Annotated in this window: 21 protein-coding genes; 3 read left to right on the forward strand and 18 right to left on the reverse strand. The window is 64.5% G+C overall.

The window, feature by feature from the left end; all coding sequences use genetic code 11:
* Positions 1-67: 67 nt before the first annotated feature.
* On the reverse strand, positions 68-1,858 hold the full coding sequence (gene argS / locus N551_RS0111385; protein ID WP_027567090.1) for an arginine--tRNA ligase: 1,791 nt from the start codon (positions 1,856-1,858) through the stop codon (positions 68-70).
* 9 nt (positions 1,859-1,867) lie between these two features.
* The gene (locus tag N551_RS0111390; RefSeq protein ID WP_027567091.1) at positions 1,868-3,076 is read right to left on the reverse strand and encodes a deoxyguanosinetriphosphate triphosphohydrolase; all 1,209 of its coding nucleotides are present in this window, start codon (positions 3,074-3,076) and stop codon (positions 1,868-1,870) included.
* A 134-nt stretch (positions 3,077-3,210) separates the two neighbouring features.
* Between N551_RS0111390 and erpA the strand changes: the two genes are divergently transcribed.
* Positions 3,211-3,540 carry an iron-sulfur cluster insertion protein ErpA gene (gene erpA, locus N551_RS0111395; RefSeq protein ID WP_027567092.1) on the forward strand — a complete coding sequence of 110 codons (330 nt, stop codon included), beginning with the start codon at positions 3,211-3,213 and terminating at the stop codon, positions 3,538-3,540.
* Between the two features lie 9 nt (positions 3,541-3,549).
* Here erpA and N551_RS0111400 read toward each other — a convergent pair whose 3' ends face one another.
* Positions 3,550-5,880 carry an ATP-binding protein gene (locus N551_RS0111400; protein ID WP_027567093.1) on the reverse strand — a complete coding sequence of 777 codons (2,331 nt, stop codon included), beginning with the start codon at positions 5,878-5,880 and terminating at the stop codon, positions 3,550-3,552.
* A gap of 132 nt (positions 5,881-6,012) precedes the next feature.
* Here N551_RS0111400 and xth point away from each other — a divergent pair, with 132 nt between their 5' ends.
* A complete protein-coding gene (gene xth / locus N551_RS0111405) occupies positions 6,013-6,810 on the forward strand; it encodes an exodeoxyribonuclease III (RefSeq protein WP_035961262.1) in 798 nt (265 codons plus the stop codon).
* 15 nt (positions 6,811-6,825) lie between these two features.
* Here the strand turns inward: xth and N551_RS0111410 are convergent, their stop codons facing one another.
* The 6 genes from N551_RS0111410 to N551_RS0111435 all read right to left on the reverse strand — a co-directional run bounded on the left by N551_RS0111410 (position 6,826) and on the right by N551_RS0111435 (position 13,558).
* On the reverse strand, positions 6,826-7,650 hold the full coding sequence (locus tag N551_RS0111410; RefSeq protein WP_027567095.1) for a tetratricopeptide repeat protein: 825 nt from the start codon (positions 7,648-7,650) through the stop codon (positions 6,826-6,828).
* Positions 7,637-9,361, reverse strand: a complete 1,725-nt coding sequence (ilvD, locus tag N551_RS0111415) for a dihydroxy-acid dehydratase (RefSeq protein WP_027567096.1) — start codon at positions 9,359-9,361, stop codon at positions 7,637-7,639. The genes N551_RS0111410 and ilvD overlap by 14 nt, the downstream gene beginning before the upstream one ends.
* Before the next feature lie 1,434 nt (positions 9,362-10,795).
* Complete coding sequence (locus N551_RS0111420; RefSeq protein ID WP_007590640.1) at positions 10,796-11,053, reverse strand: hypothetical protein; 258 nt, start codon at positions 11,051-11,053, stop codon at positions 10,796-10,798.
* Positions 11,054-11,177: 124 nt separating this feature from the next.
* A complete protein-coding gene (locus N551_RS0111425; protein ID WP_027567097.1) occupies positions 11,178-11,390 on the reverse strand; it encodes a hypothetical protein in 213 nt (70 codons plus the stop codon).
* Between the two features lie 150 nt (positions 11,391-11,540).
* Complete coding sequence (locus N551_RS37885; protein WP_155809619.1) at positions 11,541-11,843, reverse strand: hypothetical protein; 303 nt, start codon at positions 11,841-11,843, stop codon at positions 11,541-11,543.
* Positions 11,822-13,558: an adenylate/guanylate cyclase domain-containing protein gene (locus tag N551_RS0111435; protein ID WP_027567098.1), complete on the reverse strand. Its 1,737-nt coding sequence runs from the start codon at positions 13,556-13,558 to the stop codon at positions 11,822-11,824. The genes N551_RS37885 and N551_RS0111435 overlap by 22 nt, the downstream gene beginning before the upstream one ends.
* A gap of 324 nt (positions 13,559-13,882) precedes the next feature.
* Here N551_RS0111435 and N551_RS0111440 point away from each other — a divergent pair, with 324 nt between their 5' ends.
* Positions 13,883-16,072: a lytic transglycosylase domain-containing protein gene (locus tag N551_RS0111440; protein ID WP_027567099.1), complete on the forward strand. Its 2,190-nt coding sequence runs from the start codon at positions 13,883-13,885 to the stop codon at positions 16,070-16,072.
* Positions 16,073-16,236: 164 nt separating this feature from the next.
* Here the strand turns inward: N551_RS0111440 and N551_RS0111445 are convergent, their stop codons facing one another.
* The 9 genes from N551_RS0111445 to pdhA all read right to left on the reverse strand — a co-directional run bounded on the left by N551_RS0111445 (position 16,237) and on the right by pdhA (position 24,979).
* Positions 16,237-17,205 (reverse strand): tripartite tricarboxylate transporter substrate binding protein BugD, encoded by a 969-nt coding sequence (locus tag N551_RS0111445; RefSeq protein ID WP_027567100.1) that lies wholly within the window; start codon positions 17,203-17,205, stop codon positions 16,237-16,239.
* An 86-nt stretch (positions 17,206-17,291) separates the two neighbouring features.
* Positions 17,292-18,533 carry a threonine synthase gene (locus N551_RS0111450; protein ID WP_027567101.1) on the reverse strand — a complete coding sequence of 414 codons (1,242 nt, stop codon included), beginning with the start codon at positions 18,531-18,533 and terminating at the stop codon, positions 17,292-17,294.
* 145 nt (positions 18,534-18,678) lie between these two features.
* Positions 18,679-20,100: a dihydrolipoyl dehydrogenase gene (lpdA, locus tag N551_RS0111455; RefSeq protein ID WP_027567102.1), complete on the reverse strand. Its 1,422-nt coding sequence runs from the start codon at positions 20,098-20,100 to the stop codon at positions 18,679-18,681.
* Between the two features lie 18 nt (positions 20,101-20,118).
* Positions 20,119-20,346: a hypothetical protein gene (locus N551_RS0111460; protein WP_027567103.1), complete on the reverse strand. Its 228-nt coding sequence runs from the start codon at positions 20,344-20,346 to the stop codon at positions 20,119-20,121.
* A 21-nt stretch (positions 20,347-20,367) separates the two neighbouring features.
* Positions 20,368-21,717 (reverse strand): pyruvate dehydrogenase complex dihydrolipoamide acetyltransferase, encoded by a 1,350-nt coding sequence (locus N551_RS0111465; protein WP_027567104.1) that lies wholly within the window; start codon positions 21,715-21,717, stop codon positions 20,368-20,370.
* A 60-nt stretch (positions 21,718-21,777) separates the two neighbouring features.
* Positions 21,778-22,230, reverse strand: coding sequence for a nucleoside deaminase (locus N551_RS0111470; RefSeq protein WP_007590624.1), 453 nt, complete (start codon positions 22,228-22,230; stop codon positions 21,778-21,780).
* A gap of 2 nt (positions 22,231-22,232) precedes the next feature.
* Positions 22,233-22,535: a DUF5076 domain-containing protein gene (locus N551_RS0111475; protein WP_007590623.1), complete on the reverse strand. Its 303-nt coding sequence runs from the start codon at positions 22,533-22,535 to the stop codon at positions 22,233-22,235.
* Positions 22,536-22,538: 3 nt separating this feature from the next.
* Positions 22,539-23,927, reverse strand: a complete 1,389-nt coding sequence (locus tag N551_RS0111480; RefSeq protein ID WP_027567105.1) for a pyruvate dehydrogenase complex E1 component subunit beta — start codon at positions 23,925-23,927, stop codon at positions 22,539-22,541.
* 29 nt (positions 23,928-23,956) lie between these two features.
* Positions 23,957-24,979 (reverse strand): pyruvate dehydrogenase (acetyl-transferring) E1 component subunit alpha, encoded by a 1,023-nt coding sequence (gene pdhA, locus N551_RS0111485; protein WP_007590620.1) that lies wholly within the window; start codon positions 24,977-24,979, stop codon positions 23,957-23,959.
* Positions 24,980-25,238: the final 259 nt, after the last annotated feature.

Below are 25,238 nucleotides of genomic sequence, written 5' to 3' on the forward strand. Positions count from 1 at the left end.
CAACCAAGTCTAAGCGATCCGGCTTCTGCCGGTTACCCCCGAAATCCCTTAAGTAGTTCGCCCCAAACTACCGCATCTCGTCCGGAGCATGGACGCCGAGGATGGCGAGGCCCGATGCCAGGACAGAGACGACGCCCTGGACCATGGCCAGCCGCGCCTTCGTTAGATCTGCATCATTATTGATAATGAAGCGTAAATAGGGCAAATCGCGCCCCTTCGTCCAAAGTGCGTGAAATTCACTCGCTAAGTCATAGAGATAGAAGGCAATTCGGTGCGGCTCGTGGGCGCTTGCAGCCGCTTCCAGCAGGCGCGGAAAAATTGCGAGCCGCTTAAGAAGGTCGAGCTCAGCCGGGTCCGACAGCCGTTCCACCGCCGACTCACCGAGCCAGGCGATGCGCTTTTCCGCATCCTCCGGGAGTTCCGGAAACACCTCGGTCCGGGCGTTGCGGAAGATCGAATGGCCGCGGGCGTGGCCATACTGCACATAGAACACCGGGTTGTCGCGCGACTGTTCCATGACCTTGGCGAGGTCGAAGTCGAGCACCGCGTCGTTCTTGCGGTAGAGCATCATGAAGCGGACGGCGTCCTGGCCGACTTCATCCACCACCTCACGCAAGGTGACGAAGTCCCCGCTCCGCTTGGACATTTTCACCGGCTCGCCGTTGCGCAGCAACTTCACGAGCTGGACGATCTTGACGTCGAGCGCCCCCTTGCCGGAGGTCGTCGCCTTCACCGCCGCCTGCATGCGCTTGATATAACCGCCATGGTCGGCGCCCCAGACGTCGATCATCTCCGCAAAGCCGCGGTCGAACTTGTTCTTGTGGTAGGCGATGTCGGCGGCGAAGTAGGTGTAGGAATTGTCGGACTTGATCAGCGGGCGATCGACGTCGTCGCCATAGGCGGTCGCCTTGAACAGCAACTGCTCGCGATCTTCCCAATCCTCGGCCGGGGCCCCCTTTGGCGGCGGCAGACGGCCTTGGTAGATGTCGCCCTTGGCGCGCAGGAAATCGATGGTCTCGGCGACCTTGTTGTTGCCGGCGTCCTGCAGCGAGCGCTCCGAGAAGAACACGTCGTGGCGGATGTTGAGCGCAGCGAGATCGTCCTTGATCTCGTCCATCATCATCGCGATCGCCTTGGCGCGTACCGCCGGCAGCCACGCGCCCTCGCTCATGGCGAGGAGCTTGTCGCCGTGCTCTTTGGCCAGCGCCTGCCCGACGGGCTTCAGATAGTCGCCGGGATAAAGACCTTCCGGGATCGCGCCGATGTCCTCGCCGAGCGCCTCGCGATACCTGAGGAACGCGGAGCGTGCGAGCACGTCGACCTGGGCGCCGGCATCGTTAATGTAATATTCGCGCGTGACGTCACGGCCTGCGAACTCGAGCAGGCTCGCCAGCGCGTCGCCGAACACGGCGCCGCGGCAATGGCCGACATGCATCGGTCCGGTCGGGTTGGCGGAGACATATTCGACGTTGACCTTGGAGCCGCCGCGGATGCGGCCGTAATCGGCGCCCTCGCGCAGCACGGTCCGCAGTGCCTCGGCCCATGCGGCCGGCTTCAGCGTCAGGTTGATGAAGCCGGGACCGGCGACGTCGACCTTCGTGATCAGCGGGTCCGCGCGCAGCCGTTCGGCGATCTGCTCGGCGAGGTCGCGCGGCTTCGCCTTTGCCTCTTTCGCAAGCACCATGGCCGCGTTGGTCGCCATGTCGCCATGGGAGGCATCGCGCGGCGGCTCGACCACCACGCGCGAGAAATCGATGCCCTCGGGCCAGTTGGATTCCGCCGCGAGCGCGCGGCAGACCGCGTGCACGCGTGCGAGCACGTCGGCGAACAGGTGCAGTGCTGGGGATGTGTCGGGCATGGGCGCCGCCTAACGCAAATCCGGGGTCGAGTCAAAGAGCCGCTGGTGCTCGGTCAGGGCGAAACGATCGGTCATTCCGGCAATGAAATTCCCGATCCGGCGGGCCCGGTCGCCGTCATTGTCCACCTCCGCCCCGACCAGCCATTCCGGCGGCAGCTCGCCGGGCGATGTGAGGTATTTTGCGAACAGGTCGAAAAGGATCTGTTCCGCCTCGCCCATCACCCGCATCACCCGCTTGTGGCGGTACATGTGCTGATAGAGAAAGCGCTTGATGGCTGCCTCCTCCTCGACGACTGCTGCGGGGAACGCGATCAATGCCCGGCTCTGCTGGCGCACGTCCTGAGCGGATTGCGGTTTCACGGCCGCAAGGTTTGTCTGCGCCTCGGCGAACACGGCACCGATCAAGTGTGAGATCAGCTCGCGCACCAGCTCGGCGCCGCGCCTGACGTCTTCGAGATCGGGGTAATGCGCAGAAGTCTCGGCGATGATCTCCGCGGTCAGCGGCATCACCTTGAGGTCGTCGAGGTGAAACAGACCCGCGCGCAGGCCGTCGTCGATATCGTGGGCATCATAGGCGATGTCGTCGGCGATCGCGGCGACCTGTGCCTCCAGCGAGGCGAAACTCCACAATTCGAGATCGTAGGTCTTGATGTAGTCGGCGATGCCGACGGGAATGCCGTGCTCGCGATAACGCCCGACCGGCGCACCGCTGCGATCGGTCAGCGGGCCGTTGTGCTTGACGATGCCCTCCAGCGCTTCCCACGTCAGGTTGAGCCCGTCGAATTCGGGATAGCGGTGTTCCAGCGCCGCAACGACGCGGAGCGTCTGGGCGTTGTGGTCGAAGCCGCCAAAATCCTTCAGGCAGGCGTCCAGCGCCCGTTCGCCGGCGTGCCCGAACGGCGGATGGCCGAGGTCGTGGGCGAGCGCGAGGGTTTCCGTGAGGTCCTCGTCCAGCCCGAGCTGCCGCGCCAGCGCCCGGGCGATCTGCGCCACCTCCAGCGAATGGGTCAGCCGGGTACGGTAGTGGTCGCCCTCGTGGAACACGAACACCTGGGTCTTGTACTTCAGCCGGCGGAACGCGGTGGAATGGATCACCCGGTCGCAATCCCGCCGGAACGGGCTGCGGGTCCGGCTCGGCGGTTCCGCGACCAACCGGCCGCGACTGCGCTCCGGATCGCAGGCATAGGGCGCATGGGGGGCAGCCATTCCGACGGACACGGCGAATTTAGTCCCTATCCATTTGATTCTGCGTATGGTGGCACTTAACTATGCCGGACGCGGGATACCAACTGAATTGGGCAAGCGACCTTCAGGTGACTTGGTATGACCGCGGGGACTATCGGAGACGAACGATGACGACTGACGTGACCATCAGTGACAAGGCCGCACGCCGGATTGGGGAGATCCTCAAGGGCGAAGGGTTTGGCGCGATGCTGCGGATCTCGGTCGAAGGCGGCGGCTGCTCCGGCTTCCAGTACAAGTTCGACATTGACCGTGCCCGCACCGACGACGACCTCGTGATCGAGCAGGACAATGCGGTGGTGCTGGTCGATTCCGCCTCGCAGCCATTCCTGGCGGGGTCGCAGGTCGATTTCGTCGACGATCTGATCGGCGCCTCGTTCCGGGTCAACAATCCCAACGCCACGGCGTCCTGCGGCTGCGGGACCAGCTTCTCGATCTGACGGCGCCGGCTAAGCGCCGGTGAGCTGCCTTTCCTCGTCCGTCCAGTCCGCCTCGACCGGCATCTGCTCGGGCTGAAGCGGTGCGTCCTCCGACACACATTGGCCGTCCAGCGCACGCAGCAGCGCCGTGACCAGCGCAGGCTTGCGCAGCGGTTTGGCGAGGAAGTCGGACATCCCCGCCTCGCGGCAGACCTTGACGTCCTCGGGGAAGGCGTTGGCGGTCAGCGCGATGATCGGCAAGGCCGCGAAGCGTCCGCCTAGCGCACGGATCGCCCGGGTCGCGGCAAGGCCGTCCATCTCGGGCATGCGCACGTCCATCAGCACGATATCGTAATCGCCTTCGGACACGGCCGCGACGGCCTCGACACCGTCGGCCACGACGCGCAACTCGACATCGAAGGCACCGAGCATCTTGCTCACGACCATGCGGTTGACGGCGTCGTCCTCGGCGACCAGCACCTTCAGCGGTCGATCGAAGCCCGCGATGCGCGCCTTGAGATCGTCGGCTTCCTCGCGGCCTGCGTCGTGATCGGACGTTTGCACCTGGCTCCACGGCAGCACCAACGTGAAGCGGAAGGTCGAGCCTTCGTCCGGCGTCGAGGTGACGCCGATGGTGCCGCCCATCTGCTCGATGATGCGTCGGGAGATTGCAAGCCCAAGCCCGGTGCCGCCGAAGCGGCGGCTGATCGAGGCGTCAGCCTGGGCGAAGTCGGAGAAGAGCTGGCCGAGCTTCTCGGGGGCGATGCCGATGCCGCTGTCGGTCACGCTCCATTCGACGGTGGTGAGCAGATCGCGGCGGGCCTGACAGACGGCCGTGATCGTGACTTCGCCCTCGTCGGTGAACTTCACCGCGTTGGAAGCGAGATTGAGCAGCACCTGGCGGATACGCGCGACATCGCCGCGCAGCGTCGGCGGCAGGTTGGGATCGAGCTCGACCTTGACCGCGAGCCCCTTGCTCTTGGCGCTCGCGCGCACGACGGTCGCCACCGCTTCGACCAGCGCCTGCGGCGCGAAGTCGATCACCTCGAACGCGAAGCGTCCGGCCTCGAGCTTGGAGAGGTCCAGGATGTCGTTGAGGATGCGCTGGAGGTTGTCGCCGGACTCGCGGATCGTGGTGACGGCTTCGTGCTGCTCCGGATCGAGTTTTGTCTCCAGCAGCATGCTGGCAAGCCCCAGCACGCCGTTCATCGGCGTGCGGATCTCGTGGCTCATCACTGCGAGGAAATCCGATTTGGCGCGGCTCTCGGCCTCAGCCTTTTCCGCGCGCCAGCGCTCGGTCACGTCACGGCCGAAGCCGCGATAGCCGAGGAATTGACCGTCGCGGTCGTAGGCCGGCTTCGCAGTGAGCGACCACAGCCGCGCCTCGCCGCCTGCGACCACCTTGAGGTTCATCTCGTGCAGCGGTTCGGCGTGCTCCATCAGGCCGACGACGTTGTAGGCCGCGCTCTTGTCTTCGGGGCACAGCATGTCGAGCACGTCGGCGAAATGCGCGCCCTTCAGCAGCGGCAGCGGCAGCTGTGCGACGGCGGCGAAGCGCTCGGGCACGTCGACCAGATGCCCCTCGGCGTCGGTCTGCCACAGCCAGTCGCTGGCATTCTCCTGAAAATCCTTCAGCAGCAGCGAGATGATCTCGGTCTGCCGCTCAAGCTCGAGCTGGGCCTTGAGATTGCCGAGGAACAGATTGCCTTGCGAGACGATGTTGCGCGCCATGAAGAACGCGAACAGCAGCAGGAACACCGCGGTTACGAGATACGGCCCGGTGCCGCACAACAGCAGCGCCGCGACGCAGGCGATCGTCGTCGTCGCGAGATAGACAAGGCCCGCGCGCGGGAAGGTCGAGAGCGTGAAGGCACCGCCGGACATCATACCGACCATCAGGCAGGCGAGAATGAGCTGGCTGGTCGGCTCGATGCGGCTGAAAAGCGCGACCGGCAGCGTGCCCCAGATTGCGGCGAGGAAAAACGCCTGCCGCAACATCTGCCGCGCGGCGCGGGGCGAGGCTTCCTGTGGCGGGCTCTGGTGGGAGCGCCGCCACGCGCGCACCGCGAGCGAGGCGGCGGTGGCGAGGGTCATGCCCCAGATCGCGAGAAAGTCATTCCAACCACGGCCCCAGAACAGGACCAGCACGACCGCGACGTTGAGCATGGTGACGGCCATCGTCACCGGGATCAGCCGTATCACTGCGTCGATCTGTTTGGCGCGGATGCGGCTTAGCTCGCGCTCGCGGAGACCGGCGGTCAGGCCGTCCTCGATCTCGTAGCCGCCGAGCCAGTACAGGAACGCGCCGATCAAGCCGTCGCGGGGCTCGGTTCGCATCATGGATTTGTCCGGCCGTCCCATCGAAAAACCTTTTCACGATCAATGGCCCAGGCCCGACTTAAGCCGGGTTAATTTTGTGGGAGATTTCGCAGCATCCTTGACGGGCGCGTTTGCATTTTGTTCTAACCATGGCCCCTGCCCGGAGCCGCCAAGATGCCCATCAGAATAGCCACCTGGAACGTGAACTCGGTCCGGCAGCGGATCGATCTCCTCCTGACCTGGCTGAAGGAGTGCCAGCCGGACATCGTCTGCCTCCAGGAGATCAAATGCGTCGACGAGGCGTTCCCGCGGCTGGAGATCGAGGCGCTCGGCTACAACGTGGTCACCCACGGGCAGAAGACGTTCAACGGTGTCGCCCTGCTCTCGAAGCTCCGGTTCGACGAGACCAAGTCGGGGCTGGCCGGCGACGACGAGGACGCCCATGCCCGCTTCCTCGAAGGCGTGGTGACGCTCAGGTCCGGCGTGCTGCGCATCGCCTGCCTCTATCTGCCCAATGGCAACCCCGTCGGGACCGAGAAATATCCCTACAAGCTCAAATGGATGTCGCGGCTTCTTGAGTATTCGAAGGAGCGCCTCAAGACCGAGGAGCCGCTGATCCTCGCAGGCGACTTCAACGTTATCCCGCATGCCCGGGACGTCCATAATCCCGCCGCCTGGACCGAGGACGCCCTGTTCAAGCCCGAGACGCGGGAGAGTTTTCAGTCCCTGCTCGGCCTCGGCCTGACCGATGCGCTTCGGGCCGTCACCGACGAACCCGGGCTCTACACGTTCTGGGATTACCAGGCCGGTGCCTGGCAGAAGAACCATGGCCTGCGGATCGACCATCTGCTGCTGTCGCCACAGGCCAGCGACCGGCTCGCCAATGTCGGCATCGACAGCTATGTGCGCAGCTGGGAGAAGCCGTCGGACCACGTGCCGGTGTGGGCGGACCTCGATCTCGATGCGGCGTGAGGCCGCCTCAACCACTTACTCCCGGCGGCCCTGCACCCATTGCTCCAGCATCTGCAGGCACATGGCGCGATCGTCGTCGGAGGCCTTTGCGAAGGCGCGGTTGTAGTTTTCCTTGATCCAGGTCTCGTCGCTGCCTGCGCTGTCGCGCGCCAGCGTCAGCCACATCAGGCCGCGCGCAGCCTGCCGCGGCAGGCGGTCGCCGTTGAACAGCATCTGGCCGAGCAGCGCCTGGGCCTCGTGCTGGCCCTTCTGCGCGGCGAGCCCAAGCCAGCGCGCGCCGTAGCGAAAATCCTCGCGCGAAGCGTCCGGCGTCTTCAGGTACAGGCGGGCGAGATCGTATTGCGCATCCGCATTGCCGAAATAGGACGCGGCATAGGAGAACATCTCCCGCGCGCGCTCCTGGTCCGGCTTGACCTTCGAATTCGGGATGCCGCTGAGATAATAGCGGCCGAGCGCTACAAAGGCGTTGGCGACGATCTGCGCCTGCGGCGCCGACGGGCTGTCCTCGGCATGCGCGTTGGCGATGCGGGTGAAATACTCGAACGCACGCACATCGTCCTGGGCGACGCCGTCGCCATTGGCATACATGCGGCCGAGCTTCCACTGCGCGATGGGGTGGCCACCCTCCGCGGCATATTGCAAGGCGCTGAGCGACGTTTCTTGGGTCACGACCGCTGGCGGCACATTACGCACCTTGCCTGCTGCACCCGGCAAGCTCGTGACCACCGGGATGGTCGCATCCTTCGGGCTGACGGGGGCGCCGTCAAAGGCGAGCGCCGGCGCGGCCAGCGCAGTAGCCCCCAACACAAACGCAACGATGGTACGCCTAGATGTCCGCATAGCACTGTTTCTCGTGCGCGCCGCCCGGGTGGGTCACTGCCCCACCGAGCGCTGGTCCAACCTGCTGAGCATATTTCCAGAGCGCGCCCGTCGTGTGGTTAGTCGCGCGAGCGGTCCATTTGGTCTTGCGTTGGGCAAGCTCCTGGTCGCTCAATTTTACGTTAAGGGTACCGGCGACCGCGTCGATCTCGATGATATCGCCGTCCTCGAGCAGCCCAATCGGGCCGCCGATGGCGGCTTCCGGCCCGACATGGCCGATGCAGAAGCCGCGGGTGGCGCCGGAGAAGCGGCCGTCCGTGATAAGCGCGATCTTGCCACCCATGCCCTGGCCGGTCAGCGCCGCGGTGGTCTGGAGCATTTCCCGCATCCCGGGACCGCCCTTGGGCCCCTCGTAGCGGATCACGATGACTTCGCCTTCGCGGTAGGTGCGCTTCTGCACGGCCTCGAAAGCATCCTCCTCACGGTCGAAGCACCTGGCCGGACCGGTGAACCTGAGGTTGGACATTCCCGCGACTTTCACGATCGCACCTTCTGGCGCCAGATTGCCCCTAAGACCGACCACACCGCCGGTGACGGTGATGGGCTTGTCTGCCGGGTGCACCACGTCCTGGTGCGGATTCCACTTCACGCTTTTGAGGTTTTCGGCGATCGTTCGACCGGTGACGGTCATGCAGTCACCGTGGAGAAATCCGTTGTCGAGCAGCGTCTTCATCAGAAGCGGTATGCCACCTACTTCAAACATGTCTTTGGCGACATAACGGCCGCCCGGCTTCAAATCCGCGACGTACGGTGTCTTTTTGAAGATTTCGGCGACGTCGAACAGATCGAACTTGATGCCGCACTCGTGCGCGATTGCCGGCAGGTGCAGTGCAGCATTGGTCGAGCCACCGGACGCGGCGACCACGGCGGCGGCATTCTCCAGCGCCTTGAGGGTGACGATGTCGCGCGGCCGGATGTTTTGGGCGATCAGCTCCATGACCTGCTCGCCCGCGGTCATGCAGAAGGCATCGCGAATTTCATAGGGTGCCGGAGCGCCGGCCGAGTACGGCAGCGCCAGCCCGATCGCCTCCGAGACGGTCGCCATGGTGTTGGCGGTGAACTGCGCGCCGCAGGCACCCGCAGAGGGGCACGCCACGCGCTCGATCTCGTCCAGGTCCTCGTCCGACATCGCGCCGACCGAGTGCTTGCCGACGGCTTCGAACATGTCCTGCACCGTGACCTGCTGGCCCCGGAAATTGCCGGGCAGGATCGAGCCGCCATAGATAAAGATCGAGGGCACGTTGAGGCGGACCATCGCCATCATCATGCCCGGCAGCGACTTGTCGCAGCCGGCCAGGCCAACGAGGGCGTCATAGGCGTGGCCGCGGATCGTCAGCTCGACGGAATCGGCGATGCATTCGCGCGACGGCAGCGAGGAGCGCATGCCGTCATGGCCCATGGCGATGCCGTCGGTCACGGTGATGGTGCAGAATTCCCGCGGCGTGCCGCCGGCGGATGCGACACCCTTCTTCACCGCCTGCGCCTGGCGCATCAGGGAGATGTTGCAAGGCGCAGCCTCGTTCCAGCACGAGGCGACGCCGACGAAGGGCTGGTGGATCTGATCGGTGGTCAGACCCATGGCGTAGAGGTAGGACCGATGGGGCGCGCGCGCAGGGCCTTCCGTCACGTGACGGCTCGGCAGCCTCTGCTTGATGTTGCTCTTCGCGTCCATCGCCAACCAGTTTCCCCGGCCAACCCTTTCAGACCCGAAAAATCAGAGCCAAGATTTTAATCGACCTTTTGAATCGACCTTGGGGATTTCCCGTCGCCTTCCAGGACCACCGCTGCCGCTAAAACATTCGAGTGATTTTATTCATGTTCAGGTGTGGCCAAAAAGCGGCGTCGATGCGAACGGACAGAGATGATGGTTAAATCGGTGGCGGGTGTTGCATGGACGGCACAATCGTGGCCTGGAGGACACGGCCGAGCGTACCAAGATACCCCCGCTGGGAGGACGATCCACAACTTGAGATTTAGCGGCTCGCAGCTATGCCCAGTTTCCGCCCGACGCCAAGGCGCAGCCAGGATGAGTCGCACTCTTACATTCCACCGCGTGTCCGAGACACGCTGCAAAGGCGCTGCGCAGCGTCCGGGGTATGTGGAGGAGAGTGAGGCCCACACTCTCTCCACATCGTCATTGCGAGCGCAGCGACTTGTCCGCGAAGCTTTAGCGAAGGCGGAAGCAATCCAGAATCCCTTCGCGGCGGCAGACTGGATTGCTTCGCTGCGCTCGCAATTACGGAGCATGAGGCGGCAGCGGCACTCTTCCAGCTCGCATTTTAATTGCAGACATGCCTTCGCGTTCTCGCGGCGCGTTTCGCCCGAGCTTTGCTTGGTCACTCCCCCCTCAAATCCAAGAGGGCGCAGGGAAGGCCGGGTGCCGGCTGGCACCCGCGGTCCGCTGCGCGAAAAGCACACGCAGGAAAACCGCACAGCAGCATACAGGTGGTGCCGATCACTCGGCCTTCCCTGCGCGATGGTCGGACGGCTTATGCCGTGCTCTCCCGGGAGCCGAGTTCCTTTTGGCCTCCCTCACCCCAACGAAATTCACCGACACCGCGCCGGTTGACGCAAGTGCCGCATTCGCCGGGACTTGACCGTAGCAACGACGGCCAGGACCACACGGTTTTGCCGTACGCACGGCCCGCCAATTCGTCACCGGTTTCGACGACGTTGTGCACGTTGCCGCCGACCTGATGACGAGACGAAGCCTAGCAGCGCTGCTCGTCGGAACGAAGCCTTGGGCTCACGGAGAGCAATCCGCCCTGCCCTTAGCCTCTCGTACCCGAACGCTGCCGAGTCCACCGCAAGCCCGGCTCGCGAACATGACGACCACAAGATCGCCCCTCAAGAATGAGCCGGGATGGGCGACACATACGCCAAAACCGAATTTCGGTAAAGCAGAATATTTTGGACGCGCCGGCTTGACACGGACGTGTCGAGAATTGGTCAGATGTTTGCCCGACGGGCAACCGCGACGGCTTCGTGGCGCCTGGCCGTTCGACTTTGTCGAGACGGTCTGGACGGCGGTCGCCTTGCGGCGCTGTGTCCGTCATCGCCATGACTAGACCTCAGCGCCTCACCTTCTTGTTCCTTAAACGGGGGGCTACGCTCGCCCTCTTGCGCGCTGGGCCTGAGCCCAGGCCGCGGTGACGTCGCGCGGCGGGACGTCGACGCGCCGGATCGGCGTCAACTCGCCGGAGGCTGAGATGATCGCAGTCTCCTCGCGGCGGCAGCGCGGGCACACGAAGCGGACCTCATTTGGCGAAGCCGACCAGCTCGAACGTTTCACATTGGCCGCCATCGGCCAGGCCGCGCAATGCGAGCATGACACCAGGAACCGACCGGGATCGAGCATACCCATTCCAAAGGACTCCGCGTCCTGCCATCCCTTCAATGATTAACCCATGTGAATCGTTCCGGTGCCAGAACACCGTCAAGACACCGTCAAGACACCCTCGCGGCCCCAAACCAGGAGGCTGATCGGCTCAGTGGGCGCCCTTGAGCGTGCATGACGTGCTGCAGGTGACCGTGTTGCCGTGGTCGCACGCCTTGCAGGCGGCAACGCACTGGGCCATGTCGCGGGGATTGAAGGAGGTGTAGTTCCGCATCGCGCAGACCGGGGTCGAGCCGGTGATGTCCTGCTCCTGGTTGCAGGCTGCCGTCATGAGTCCAAACATGATGACTGCAAGGAGGCGCATGGGATCGCCCTGTGAGGCACGACAAAACAATCTCGCGAGGCGCGCTGCACCGCAGCGAGCCCCCGGCATTTCCACAGCGGAAATTCGCCGCAGGCGTCCCCGCATCTGCACTGAGGATGCGCGCCAAGTGTTAAGAACGGATTGCTGGCGTCAGGCCGCAGCCTTGCTTGCGATTGCCTGACGCATGTCCGCAGCCAGCTGGCGGTACTGCTCCGAAAGCTTCAGATAAAACTCGCGCTTGGTGCTGTCGGTGGCGAGCCGGGCAATCAGCTCGCATTCGGCGGTGAGCGTCTCGAAGCGTTCGAGCCTGTTCTCAAGTTCTGTCATCGGCGTGTCCCCGTCAAACGCCTCAAGGACACCAAACCTAAGCCCGGGAAATAGGTCACGGCGAACATCGTTATCGAGTAGAATCAATTTTTCCGCGCGGCCGGCTATTTCTGCTCCAACCGCCACGCCCCGTCCCAGCTCTCGTCCGGCGGATTGGCCTCGAATTGCGTAATGCGGGCGAGCATTGCGCGCGAGGGGCCGTCGCCGGGGACGGCTTCAAGTGCCGCGTTGAAGGCGGCACGGGCCTCGTCGAAGCGGCGGGCGCGATAGGAGGCGAGGCCTCCGGCGTAGTGCGAACGCAGGCTCTCATGCGCGGCCGTGAGCGCGCCTGCCCGGCCCATCACCTCGAAGATCGCTTGCGCCGCGCTCTGGCCGGCGACCGCAAGACGATCGACTTCGCGCAATTCGAGGTGCGAGCCGATCGCATCCGCCGTCGCCTGCGAAATTAGGATACGGGTGCCATAGGTCTTGTTGACGGCTTCGAGCCGCGAGGCAAGGTTCACGGCGTCGCCCATCACCGTGAAGCTCATCATCAGCTCGGAACCGATGCTGCCGGTCAGGACCTCGCCGGTGGCGATGCCGATCCGCAAGTCGCACGGCACCGGCATGGCGCGGATGCCGAGGAGATCCGGGAGCTGCTTCTGGAGCGCGGGCACCTGGTCGGCCATGTCGAGCGCGGCGAAGCAGGCAAGCTGAGCCTGCTCCTCCTCCTCGATGAAGGGCGGCCCCCAATAGGACATGATGGCATCGCCGATATATTTGTCGATGATGCCGCGGTTGCTCCTGATCGGACCGGACATGACGGTGAAATAGTGGTTCATCACCCTGACGAGACCGCGCGGGGTCATGCCCTCGCTCATCGAGGTGAAGCCGCTCATATCGCAGAACATGATGGTCATCACCCGGCGCTGGCCGTCGATGGCGACCTCCGGCCGGTCTATCAAGCCCTGAACCACCTTGGGATCGATATAGCGGCCGAAAGTCTCGCGGATGCGCTCGTTCTGGCGCAACTGCTCGACCATGCGGTTGAAGGCGGCAGCGAGCTCTCCGATCTCGTCCTGGGTCGAGACGGTGATGGTCTTGTCGAAATGGCCTGCCTCGACCTCGCGGGTGCCTGCCAGCAGCAGCCGGACCGGTCGCGTGATCCCGGTGGAGACCATGATTGCAAAGGCAAGTCCGACGATCGCCGCGAGGATGGTCACGATGCCCGAGACGATGATCGCCTGGCGCTGATGGCGGATGACCTGCGCCGTGCTCACGAACACCTGCGAGAGCATCTCGGCCCGGATCGCATCGATCCGCTGGGTGAAGAGATCGCGGAGCGCGTCCACATGGACGAGCACGTCGCGCGTGGCCGCAAAGTCCTTGGCATCGAGCAGCCGGAGCAGCTTGGCGTCCTCCTCGTCGAGTTCGCGGCGAAGCTCCTTGACTGCATTCTCGATGCGCGTCTCGATCCTGGCGAGTGCCGCGTTGTCCGACGGTGTGCTCTCATCGTCGATGATCGCGTTGATCAGCTTTCGCGCGGCTTCGGCCTCCTGCTCGACCTGGGCGTCCGTTTCCCTGAAGATCTTCAGCCGCGCCGCAAAGCCCTCCTCGTCCGGCGGCGTTTGCATTTTGGCGATCACCATGCGCCGCATCGCCAGCGCCCGCTCCAGCGAACGCACATTGGACCGCGCCAGGTGGCCGTAAGCCGGAATATACCGCGCGGTCAGCTCATCCAGGAGATGGCCGACGCGGCTCGACATCACCATCGACAGGATCGCGGTGACGACCATCAGGATGATGAGGCCGAGCGCAATCCCGACGATCTTGCGCCGGATCGACTGGTTGAAAATCGGCATGGGCGGGGACAATGGGCTGAAGGGAAAAGGCCTTGGAACCCAATACATCGGATTTGCCGCCGGGAATACGCGCAATTTGGCCGCTTGTGGCGTCCTGAACCGCCGCAATCGTCGCGCGAGCCCTGTTCGTTAATGAAAGGTTAAGAGACCCGCTCGACCCGGCGTTGTACAGGTTCCCTGGCTCCATCCGTATTTCGCCGCATTGTTGGAACAGCTTGAGGATGCGAAACGACGTCGTGTCACCATTTTTGACGCCGTTTTGATTCTCAAGCCGCATCTCGTCGCGGACTTTGGTTTGTACTGGTTTCGCAGGGGGACCACGGAATGAACCAGTGCCTACGCTCGCTCGCGTGTGTCGTTGCCGTGGCCGCTTTGGCCTTCATCCCTACAGAGCTGGCAGCGAAGAGCAGTCACAAATCGTCCGCGCCGAAGAAGACGCATGAGGCGAAAGCCGGCAAGCAGCGCCACGCCTCCGCCGGCAAGGCGCGGCACGGCAAGCATGCCGAGGCCAAGCGCAAGTCGAAGAAGCAGGACGACGCCCCTTCAGACAAGCCGGCAGCCCCGCCGCTGACCGGCGATCTCGCCGCGTTGAAGGATGCCATCGATCTCGCACGGAAGGGCAAGACCGAGGACGCGGGCGCGGCGCGCGACCGCATTGCCGACCCGGCGGGGCAGAAGCTCGCCGACTGGTTCATGCTGCGCCATTCCGAAAGCACGGCGAATTTCAAGCGCTACGCCGCCTTCCTCGCCGCCAATCCAGACTGGCCGAGCAGCGCGCTGCTCCGCCGCCGTGCCGAGGCGCGGCTGTGGCAGGAGAAGGCCGACGCGGCGACCGTGCACAAATTCACGATGGACCGGCCGACCAGCGCCAAGGGCAAGTTCGCACTCGCCCGCGTGCTGATGACCGAGGGCGACAGCGACAGGGCCGCGCGTCTGGTGCGCAATGCCTGGCGCATGGACGAATTGTCCGAACGCAGCGAGGAAGATTCCTACGAAGCGTTTCGCGATCTCCTGACCAGTGAGGATCATCGTGCCCGCATGGACAAGCGCCTCGGCGCCAAGGACTATGCGGGGGCGCGGCGCGCAGCCAAGCGGCTCGGCGAGGATGCGCTCGCGATCGTCAAGGCCTGCGCCGCGGTCACCGGCAAGGCCAGCAAGGCCAAGGATTACCTCGATGACGTCTCAGCCGAGGCGCGCCGTGACCTCGGCTATGTGCTGTGCCGCGCGCAATGGCATCTCCAGAATGACCGCATCGACGACGCGGCCGAGGTGATCCTGGCCGCCGCGCCCGATACGATGGCGGCGCAAGACACCGACGCCTGGTGGCGCGAGCGCCGCCTGCTCGCGCGAAAACTGCTCGACCAGGGCAAGTTCAAAACCGCCTATGACGTAGTGCGCTCGGCGGCCGTGCCCGCGATGGAAGTCTATCGCGTCGACTATCACTTCATGTGCGGCTGGATCGCGCTGCGCTATCTCGACGATCCCAAGGCGGCGATGACACACTTCGCCGCGATTGACGAAGGCTCCGCCAACCCGATCGCGCTGTCGCGCGCGCATTATTGGCGCGGCCGCGCGGCCGAGGCGATGAACGCAAGCGCCGATGCGCGCCTGAGCTATCAGGCAGCGGCGCGCTATCCGACCGCCTATTACGGCCAGCTCGCCCGCGCCAGGCTCGGCCTCGACCGCATCGAGCTGCGCGCGCCCGCGCTCGTGCTGGCGGCAGTCGACGCGCCGCCCGCGGACGAGCGCGTGCGCGCCGCCGACATGCTCTACGGCGTCGGTGAGCGCGACATGGTGTTTTACTACGCCGAGGATTTCGCCAAGGAGAGCACCGACGTGGCGGCACTCGAAGCGCTCGGCGAGCTCGCCGGCCGGCGCAACGATGCGCGCGTGATGCTGGAGGTCGGCAAGTCGGCCCTGGCGCGCGGGCTCGCGCTCGATCACTACGCCTTCCCGACCATCGGCATCCCTGAACATAAGCAGGTCGCGCCCGCGATCGAACCCAGCGTGATCTATTCGGTGGCACGCACCGAAAGCTCGTTCGACCAGCGCGACAAATCGGCCGCCAACGCAGTCGGGCTGATGCAGGTGACGCCGGAAGCGGGCCGCGACACCGCAAAGCGCTTCGGCCTGACCTACGACTGGGATAAGATGGTCTCCGATCCCGTCTACAACACGCAGATGGGCGCGGCCGAGCTCAGCGCGCTGATGTCGGAATACCGCGGCAACCAGATCATGACCTTCGCCGGCTACAATGCCGGCCGGGGCCGCGTGCGCGAATGGGTGCAGGCGCGCGGCGACCCCAGGGATCCCAAGGTCGATCCGGTCGACTGGGTCGAGCGCATCCCGCTGTCGGAGACGCGCAACTACGTCCAGCGCGTGATCGAAAACGTGCTGGTCTACCGGGCCCGGTTCGAGGGCAGCGGCATGATCGCCGGCAAGAGCGATCAGCGCGTGGTGACGAAGGATGCGGCGGCCGTAGCGACGCCGGTGGGGTTTACGGGGACGGAGTGATATCCGCCAACACCGGCTCTATCCCCTCATCCTGAGGAGCCTGCGAAGCAGGCGTCTCGAAGGATGAAGGGCGCAGCTGCGCCCGCGGCCATCCTTCGAGACGGCCGCTTTGCGGCCTCCTCAGGATGAGGTCGGAGGGTGTGGCGCACAAGCGCCGCGCCGCCTCAATCCACCTTGATGTTCGCCGCCTTGATCATCGGCCACCACTTCGCGATCTCCGCCTTCTGGCGCGAGCCAAGCGCTTCGGGCGTGAGCTGATCCTGCGGCGTCATCTCCAGCCCCTGGCTTTCGAGCTGCTTCTTCACACCGGGATCGTTGAGCGCTTCCACAGCTGCGGCGTTGAGCTTGGCAACGATCTGCTTCGGCGTACCCTTGGGCACCCACATCCCGGACCACAGCGTCATGTTGAAACCCTTGAGGCCCGCCTCCTCCGCCGTCGGGATGTCGGGCGCCGAGGACAGGCGCTTGTCGTCGGTGATGGCGTAGGCGCGAATGGTGCCGGCGCGGACCTGATTGATGGAGTTCGAGGTCTGGTCGACGATGACGTCGATCTGGCCGGCGATCAGATCGTTCAGGGCGGGCGCGGTGCCGCGATACGGCACGTATTGCAGCTTGATGCCGGAGACGCTCTCGAAATAGACGCCGGCGATGTGGCTGCCCGAGCCCGCGCCCGCGGTGCCGGCGGTCGGCGGCGACGGCCGCGACTTCAGCCAGTCCAGCAGCTCCTTCAGCGAGGTTGCGGGCACCGCGTTCTTGCTGACGACGATCATCGGATTGCTCGGCAGCAGCACCACCGGCTCCAGGTCCGCGACCAAGTCGTAGTTGAGCTTGTAGACGGCGCCGTTGGCAACGTGGGTGCCGAGATGGCCGAATGAGATCGTGTAGCCGTCGGGGGCCGAATGCACGGCACGGCCGACGCCGATCGAACCGCCCGCGCCAGTGACGTTCTCGATCACCAGCGGTTGCCCAAGCGATGTCCGCATCCGCTCGGCGAGCACACGCGCCATCGCATCCGACGGCCCGCCCGCCGCGAAGGGGACGATGATGGTGATGGGACGTGAAGGATAGTCGTCGGCGCGCGCGGCGCCTGCAACAGCGAGAATAGCAATCAGCGCAGCCCAGGCGGCCTTCATTGTCTTCTCCCAACGATGTCATTGTTGTTTTTGTCTCTTCCCGCGTACGGGAAGAGGGATCGTTCGTGAAGAGACGAAATGCCGCGCTAGAACTGCGAATAGTCGATCGGCTTGTGGCGATCGAGCGTGCGGTTGACCGGCGGCAGCGGGTATTTCAGGCCGGTGGCGCAATTGAACAGCATCACGCGGTCACCCTTCGAGACGCGTCCGTCGGCGAGGCTGTCCTTGTAGGCGGCGTAGGTCGCAGCGCCTTCGGGGCACAGCAGCAGCCCCTCCTCGCGCGCGACCTCGTTCAGCGCCGACGAGATCTTGTCGTCGTCGACGGCGATGGCAAAACCCTTGCTCTCGCGCACCGCGCGCAGGATCAGGAAGTCGCCGATCGCCTGCGGCACGCGAATGCCCGAAGCGATGGTGTGGGCGTCCTCCCACCGCGTGGCATGCTCGGTGCCGGCTTCGTACGCACGCACCATGGGCGCGCAGCCGGAGGCCTGCACCGCAACCATGCGCGGGCGCTTCGAGCCAATGAAGCCGATCTTCTCCAGCTCGTCGAAGGCCTTCCACATGCCGATCAGGCCGGTGCCGCCGCCGGTGGGATAGAAGATCACGTCGGGCACGTCCCAGCCGAGCTGCTCGGCGAGTTCGAGCCCCATCGTCTTCTTGCCCTCGATGCGGTACGGCTCCTTCAAGGTGGAGGTGTCGAACCAGCCGACTTTCGCCTTGCCCTCGCCGACGATCTTGCCGCAATCGTCGATATAGCCGTTGACGCGGTAGACGGTCGCGCCCTGAAGCTCGATCTCGCTGACGTTCACCTCGGGCGTATCGGCCGGACAGAAGATCGTGGTCTTGATGCCGCAGGAGGTGGCATATGCCGCGAGCGCCGCGCCGGCATTGCCGTTGGTGGGCATCGCCATGTGCTTGATGCCGAGCGCCTTGCCCATCGACACCGCCATGACGAGGCCGCGCGCCTTGAACGAGCCGGTCGGCAAGCGCCCCTCGTCCTTGACGATGATCTCGCCGCCGCCGAGCTTTGCGCCGAGCTTGGGCAGCCGGATCAGCGGCGTCGTGACCTCGCCGAGCGAGACGATGTCCTTGCATTTTCGCACCGGCAAGAGCTCGCGATAGCGCCACATGTCGGCGGGGCGCTGGCTAAGCGCATCCTTGGTCAGCGCTTTCTTCACGCCGGCAAGGTCGTAGCGCACCAGCAAAGGCTTGCCGGCCTTGGAGAGGTTATGGACCTGGTCGGCGGCGTAATGATCCCCCTCCATCGCGCATTCGAGATGGGTGACGAAGGTCGGGCGTTCGATGGTGAGGTTGTCGTTGTCGTGCATGGGGTGGTTTCCTTCTTGTTTTGCAAACAGATCCCTCCGCTCGTCATTGCGAGCGCAGCGAAGCAATCCAGAATCTTTCCGCGCAGGCAGTCTGGATGGCTTAGCTTCGCTCGCAATGACGGTGGCGGGGGGCGATGCGCGCTCGTCAAATATTCAGCACCCGTCCATACGCATCCAGCACGGCTTCCTTCATCATCTCCGACAGCGTCGGATGCGGGAATACCGTGTGCATCAGCTCCTCTTCCGTCGTCTCCAGGTTCATGGCGACGACGTAGCCCTGGATCAACTCGGTGACCTCTGCGCCGATCATGTGGGCGCCGAGCAGCTGGCCTGTCTTCTTGTCGAAGATCACCTTGACCAACCCCTGGTCCTCGCCGAGGGCGATGGCCTTGCCGTTGCCGACGAAGGGGAAGCGGCCGACGCGGATCTCACGGCCGTTCTCCTTGGCCTTGGCTTCGGTGAGGCCGACGGAGGCGACCTGCGGATTGCAATAGGTGCAGCCCGGGATCAGGTTCTTGTCCATGGCGTGCGGATGCAGGCCCTTGATCGCCTCGACGCAGATTACGCCTTCGTGCTCGGCCTTGTGAGCCAACATCGGCGGGCCGGCGACGTCGCCGATGGCGTAGATGCCGGGGATGTTGGTCTTGCCGTAGCCGTCGATCACGATGACGCCGCGATCGGTTTTGACGCCGAGCTTTTCGAGACCGAGATTCTCGATGTTGCCGACGACGCCGACGGCCGAGATCACGCGCTCGAACTCGGTCGTCACAGGCTTGCCCTTGCCGTCGTCGATGGTAGCGACGACGCTATCGGCCTTCTTCTCGAGCTTGGTCACCTTGGTCGAGGACAGGATCTTGATGCCCTGCTTCTCAAAACGCTTGCGGGCCAGGCCTGCGATCTCGGCGTCCTCAACCGGCAGGATCTGCGGCAGCACTTCGACCACGGTGACGTCAGAACCCATGGTGTGGAAGAAAGACGCGAACTCGATGCCGATCGCGCCGGAGCCGACCACCAGCAGCGATTTCGGCATCCGCTCCGGCACCATCGCTTCGAAATAGGTCCAGATCAGCTTCTTGTCGGGCTCGAGGCCCGGCAGCACGCGCGGCCGCGCGCCGGTCGCGACGATGATGTGCTTGGCCTGATACGTCCCCTCACCCAGCGTGCCCTTTGGGCCCTCGACGTCGGACTTCTTCACGGTGACTTTGCCGGGCGCGTCGATCGAGGCCGCACCCCAGATCACGCTGACCTTGTTCTTCTTCATCAGGAAGCCGACGCCGTCGTTCAGTCGCTTCGAGACGCCGCGCGAGCGCTGCACCACCGCCTTCGGATCGAACGAGACGTTGTCCGCCGACAGGCCGTAATCCTTGGCGTGCTGCATGTAGTGGTAGATCTCGGCCGAGCGCAGCAGCGCTTTGGTCGGGATGCAGCCCCAGTTCAGGCAGATGCCGCCGAGATAGGATTTCTCGACGATCGCGACCTTGAAGCCGAGCTGGGCGGCGCGAATCGCGGTGACATAGCCGCCCGGACCGGAGCCGATGATGATGATGTCGAAGGATGTGTCGGCCATGGCGGCTCCCCATTCAACTCAAGAGGCGCCGCGGACGCGGCGCCTGGAAATGATAACCCGGACCAGCCATTCGAGCAGGATCGCGCCGGCCATGATAGCCAGTGCGATCAGAACGACGGCCTGGCCGATGCTCCGTGCCAGCTGCTCGCCGGCAAAGAACGCGGAATGCAGAATATCGAGCCCGACAGGATTGAGTGCAACCACAGCCGAGAGCAACAAGGAGATCCAGGGCCAGCGCGTTCGCATTCACCCCCGCGCCTCCCTGGGCTACACCATCATCATGACGGGATTTTCGATCAGCTGCTTGAAGGCGCCGATCAGCTCCGCGCCGAGCGCGCCGTCGATGGCACGGTGATCGCAGGACAGGGTCACGCTCATCATGTTCGCGATCTCGATCTTGCCGCCGCGGACGACTGGCCGCTCCTCGCTGGTGCCGACTGCGAGGATCGTCGCGTGCGGCGGATTGATCACGGCGGTGAAGTGGCTGATGCCGAACATGCCGAGGTTGGAAACGGCCGTGGTGCCGCCCTGGTATTCTTCCGGCTTCAGCTTGCGCGAGCGGGCGCGTGTCGCAAAATCCTTCATCTCGTTGGAGATGGTCGACAGCGTCTTGGTCTCGGCCTTGCGGATGATCGGCGTGATCAGGCCGCCGGGCATCGCCACCGCAACGCCGACGTCGGAATGGTGGTGCTTGACCATGCCGCTTTCAGTCCAGCTCACATTACAATTCGGGATCTTCTGCAGCGCCACCGCCATCGCCTTGATGACGAAGTCGTTGACCGAGATCTTGTAGAGCGGCTTCTTCTCCTTGTCCTTCGGCGCGGCGGCGTTGATCTCCTCGCGCCCGGCGAGCAGCTTGCCGATGTCGCAGTCGATGGTGAGGTAGAAGTGCGGGACGTTCTGGATCGACGCGGTCAGACGCTGCGCAATCGTGCGCCGCATGCCGTCATGCGGGACGACCTCGTAGGAGCCCGGCTCGAACAGCGACAGGATCTGCTTGTCCGACATGGTCGGCGCGATCGAGGGCGCGCCTGACGGCGTCGCCGCGGGAGCCTTGAGGCCCTTGCCGGACCTGGCCTGCTCGACGTCGCGGGCCACCACGCGGCCATGCGGGCCGGTGCCAGTCACCATCGACACGTCGAGGCCGGATTCCTTGGCGAGACGACGCGCCAGCGGCGAGGAGAACACGCGGCCGCCATGTCCGTTGCTCTGCACGGCCGGTGCTGCGGCCTGCGGTGCAGGTGCTGCGGCGGGCGCCGGCGCGGCCTTGGGCGCAGCAGCCGCAGGAGCCGCTGCGGCAGCGGGAGCTTCAGCAGCTTTCGGAGGTGCGGTGGAAGCACTGGGCTTGGCGGCACCTGCCGCCTTCACGTCCTCGCCCTCGCCGGCCAGCACCGCGATCACGTCATTGACCGGGACGTCCTGCGTGCCCTCGGGCACGAGGATCCTGGCGATCGTCCCCTCGTCGATGGCCTCGACCTCCATGGTCGCCTTGTCGGTCTCGATCTCGGCGATGACATCGCCGGATTTGACCTTGTCGCCTTCCTTCTTCAGCCATTTGGCGAGGTTGCCCTTCTCCATCGTCGGCGAAAGAGCGGGCATCAGGATGTTGATGGGCATGCTGACCTCAAGAAGAACTTTGCAAAATTCCGTCTCCGGACCGAAGACGGACAGACCAGGTTAGTTGCCGATGTCGCCCTGCCACAGGCGCTCATTGGCAGGAATAGAACGCCAATTTTTCATCATGGTGATGGAGCGGTCGTCGGCAAGGTCGATCCACGGGATGCCGAACTTGTCGAGAATGTCCTTGGAGCCCTCGAAGGTAACGGACTCTCCGATCACCACGAGCTTGACCTTGAACAGCGCGAGCGCACCGGCACACATCGCGCATGGCGACAGCGTGGTGTACATGACGGTATCGTGGAACGAAATCGCACCCGCCTCGCGCAGGCAACTCATCTCGCCGTGCAGGATCGGGTTGTTCTCCTGCACGCGGTTGTTGTGGCCGCGGGCGATCACCTTGTTATCGCGGGTCAGCACGGCGCCGATCGGCAGGCCGCCTTGCGCGATTGAGGCTTCCGCCTCGCGGATCGCCTCCAGCATGAAATCGAAATGATAGGATTCGATCGCCACGGTCAGTGCCCCTTCCCGCGCGGCGTCGTGGTGCCGGTGTCGGTGGGACGCTCGATCTCGGCCTGGAACATCTCGATGATCCGGTTCAGCGCGTCCTCCTCGGTGTATTCGCTCTCGCGCGCATAGGCGCGCGCGGCGTGACGGGCGAGATCGACGAGCAGCAGGCCCCACATGTCGGGCTCGTCGAAGGCTCGCTGGAACGCCATCGACAGCCCGCCGTCCAGCACGAACACGCGCAGGATCTCGACCGCATCATCGCGGACGAGGACGTCGGGTGGCAATGGCTGCTCCTTCGGGCCCGCCATGGTCTACCTGTAGCAGACGGCTTTAGCGGCCTCGACCACTTCGGCAGCCGAAGGCAGCGCGAGCTTTTCCAGGTTCGCGGCATAGGGCATCGGCACGTCCTTGCCGGAGACGCGGGTTACAGGCGCATCCAGATAGTCGAAGGCATGCTCCATGATCCGCGCGGCGATCTCGGCGCCGACGCCGCTCTGGGCCCAGCCCTCTTCCACCGTGACGGCACGTCCCGTCTTCTTGACGGAGTTGATGATGGTCTCGGTGTCCATCGGACGCAGCGTGCGTAGGTCGATCACCTCGGCCTCGATGCCGTCCTTGGCGAGTTCGTCGGCGGCTTTCAGCGCGTAGCTCATGCCGTTCGACCACGAGATGATCGTGACATGGCTGCCGGAACGCACGATGCGCGCCTTGCCGATCGGAATCACGAAGTCATCGAGCTTCGGCACCTCGCCGGTGTGACCGTAGAGCATCTCGTTCTCGAGGAAGATCACCGGATTGGGATCGCGGATCGCAGCCTTGAGCAGGCCCTTGTAATCAGCGGCCGAGAACGGCGCGACGACCTTGAGGCCCGGGACGTTCGAATACCAGGACGAATAATCCTGGCTGTGCTGAGCGGCGACGCGGGAAGCAGCGCCATTGGGCCCGCGGAACACGATCGAGCAGCCCATCTGGCCGCCGGACATGTAGAGCGTCTTGGCCGCGGAGTTGATGATCTGGTCGATCGCCTGCATGGCGAAGTTGAAGGTCATGAACTCGACGATCGGCTTCAAACCGGTCATCGCAGCGCCGACGCCGATGCCGGCAAAGCCGTGCTCGGTGATCGGCGTGTCGATGACGCGCTTGGCGCCGAACTCCTGAAGCAGCCCTTGGGTCACCTTGTAGGCGCCTTGGTACTCGGCGACCTCTTCGCCCATCACGAAGACGTCGGCGTCGCGGCGCATTTCTTCTGCCATGGCATCGCGCAGGGCTTCGCGGATGGTCTGCGTCACCATCTCGGTGCCGGCGGGCACTTCCGGGTCGGGTTCTGCGACGGCCTGCGGCGCCGGCGCAGCTTTGGGAGCTGGAGCCTCGGCCTTCGCGGCGGCAGGAGCTGCGGATTCGGCAGCCTTCTGCTGCTGGGCAGGCGCGGGCGCCTTGGCGAGATCGGCGGCGCTCTCGCCATCGGCCAGAATCGTTGCGATCGGCGTGTTCACTGCCACGTCGGCGGTGCCCTCGGGGATCAGGATCTTGCCGAGCGTACCTTCATCGGTCGCCTCGACCTCCATGGTCGCCTTGTCGGTCTCGATCTCGGCGATAACGTCGCCGGACTTGATCGTCTCACCCTCTTTTTTCAGCCATTTGGAGAGGTTGCCCTTCTCCATCGTGGGCGACAACGCGGGCATCAGCACTTGAATTGGCATATCGGCTCCAAAAGAAAGCTTGCGCGCGTTCAGCGGTAAATATCGGTCCAGAGCTCGGCGGCATCCGGCTCGGGATCATGCTGGGCGAAATCGGCGGACGCGTTGACGATGTCGCGCACCTCGGCGTCGATCGCCTTCAGATCCTGCTCGCTGACCTTGGCGGCCAACAGGCGGTTGCGCACCTGCTCGATCGGATCCTGGTCGTGGCGGACTTTTTCGACCTCCTCGCGCGTTCTATACTTTGCGGGATCGGACATCGAGTGGCCGCGGTAGCGGTAGGTCTGCATCTCCAGGATGAAGGGGCCCTTGCCGGCGCGGCACCAGGCCGCCGCCTCGTCGCCGGCGGCCTTGACGGCACGCACGTCCATGCCGTCGACCTGCTGGCCGGGAATGTTGAAGGAGGCGCCGCGCTTGGAGAAATCCTGCTGCGCCGAGGCGCGCGAGACCGAAGTGCCCATGGCGTAGCGGTTGTTCTCGATGACGTAGATCACCGGCAGCTTCCAGAGCTCCGCCATATTGAAGCTCTCATAGACCTGGCCCTGGTTGGCCGCACCGTCGCCGAAATAGGTGACGCTGACATTGTCGTTGTCGCGATAGTGATTGGCGAAAGCGAGCCCCGTGCCGAGCGAGACCTGGGCGCCGACGATGCCATGGCCGCCGTAAAAGTGCTTCTCCTTGCTGAACATGTGCATGGAGCCGCCCTTGCCCTTGGAATAGCCGCCGCGACGGCCGGTGAGCTCGGCCATGACGCCGTTGGCCTCCATGCCGGTGGCGAGCATATGACCGTGATCGCGATAGCCGGTGATGACCTGGTCGCCCGGCTTCAGGGCCATCTGCATCCCGACCACCACAGCCTCCTGGCCGATATAAAGGTGGCAGAAGCCACCAATCGCGCCCATGCCGTAGAGCTGGCCGGCCTTTTCCTCGAACCGCCGGATCAGGAGCATGTCGCGGAGCGCCTTGAGCTCCTGCTCTCTGGTGAATTCCGGGGGCGAACCGCCGTCGGTCTTGTCCTGTGCAGTGCTTGCGGCGGCTTTCTTGGGTGCGGCCATGGGAATTCCGGGTCAGAGAAAACTTCAGCCCTCTCTAACCCAAGTCAAATGCCCTTGGAAAGCACCGCGGCGGCATGGCACGACTTTCATTATGCCGCACTGCAACGTGATCGTAATATTGCAAAATCTTTGACGCGGATCGGGCAACAAATCGACACGGTCGCCGCACGCGCAGATTCGTGACCTCATCAAGAAGCGTCGAGCCGATAAAGTCCCGCCGTTTGGAGTGGGCGACGCCGAAGCGGCGCCGCCCACTTCC

It is taken from the genome of Bradyrhizobium sp. URHA0013, assembly GCF_000518345.1.
Classification (GTDB): Bacteria; Pseudomonadota; Alphaproteobacteria; order Rhizobiales; family Xanthobacteraceae; genus Bradyrhizobium.

Coding starts and splice junctions, on each gene's coding strand:
- N551_RS0111400 (WP_027567093.1), bottom strand. CDS start 5,880: ATGGGACGGCCGGACAAATCCATGATGCGAACCGAGCCCCGCGACGGC.
- N551_RS0111420 (WP_007590640.1), bottom strand. CDS start 11,053: ATGGGTATGCTCGATCCCGGTCGGTTCCTGGTGTCATGCTCGCATTGC.
- N551_RS0111410 (WP_027567095.1), bottom strand. CDS start 7,650: ATGCGGACATCTAGGCGTACCATCGTTGCGTTTGTGTTGGGGGCTACT.
- N551_RS0111480 (WP_027567105.1), bottom strand. CDS start 23,927: ATGCCAATTCAAGTGCTGATGCCCGCGTTGTCGCCCACGATGGAGAAG.
- N551_RS0111450 (WP_027567101.1), bottom strand. CDS start 18,533: ATGCACGACAACGACAACCTCACCATCGAACGCCCGACCTTCGTCACC.
- erpA (WP_027567092.1), top strand. CDS start 3,211: ATGACGACTGACGTGACCATCAGTGACAAGGCCGCACGCCGGATTGGG.
- pdhA (WP_007590620.1), bottom strand. CDS start 24,979: ATGGCCGCACCCAAGAAAGCCGCCGCAAGCACTGCACAGGACAAGACC.
- N551_RS0111475 (WP_007590623.1), bottom strand. CDS start 22,535: ATGGCGGGCCCGAAGGAGCAGCCATTGCCACCCGACGTCCTCGTCCGC.
- xth (WP_035961262.1), top strand. CDS start 6,013: ATGCCCATCAGAATAGCCACCTGGAACGTGAACTCGGTCCGGCAGCGG.
- N551_RS0111465 (WP_027567104.1), bottom strand. CDS start 21,717: ATGCCCATCAACATCCTGATGCCCGCTCTTTCGCCGACGATGGAGAAG.
- argS (WP_027567090.1), bottom strand. CDS start 1,858: ATGCCCGACACATCCCCAGCACTGCACCTGTTCGCCGACGTGCTCGCA.
- N551_RS0111425 (WP_027567097.1), bottom strand. CDS start 11,390: ATGCGCCTCCTTGCAGTCATCATGTTTGGACTCATGACGGCAGCCTGC.
- ilvD (WP_027567096.1), bottom strand. CDS start 9,361: ATGGACGCGAAGAGCAACATCAAGCAGAGGCTGCCGAGCCGTCACGTG.
- lpdA (WP_027567102.1), bottom strand. CDS start 20,100: ATGGCCGACACATCCTTCGACATCATCATCATCGGCTCCGGTCCGGGC.
- N551_RS0111435 (WP_027567098.1), bottom strand. CDS start 13,558: ATGCCGATTTTCAACCAGTCGATCCGGCGCAAGATCGTCGGGATTGCG.
- N551_RS0111460 (WP_027567103.1), bottom strand. CDS start 20,346: ATGCGAACGCGCTGGCCCTGGATCTCCTTGTTGCTCTCGGCTGTGGTT.
- N551_RS0111445 (WP_027567100.1), bottom strand. CDS start 17,205: ATGAAGGCCGCCTGGGCTGCGCTGATTGCTATTCTCGCTGTTGCAGGC.
- N551_RS0111440 (WP_027567099.1), top strand. CDS start 13,883: ATGAACCAGTGCCTACGCTCGCTCGCGTGTGTCGTTGCCGTGGCCGCT.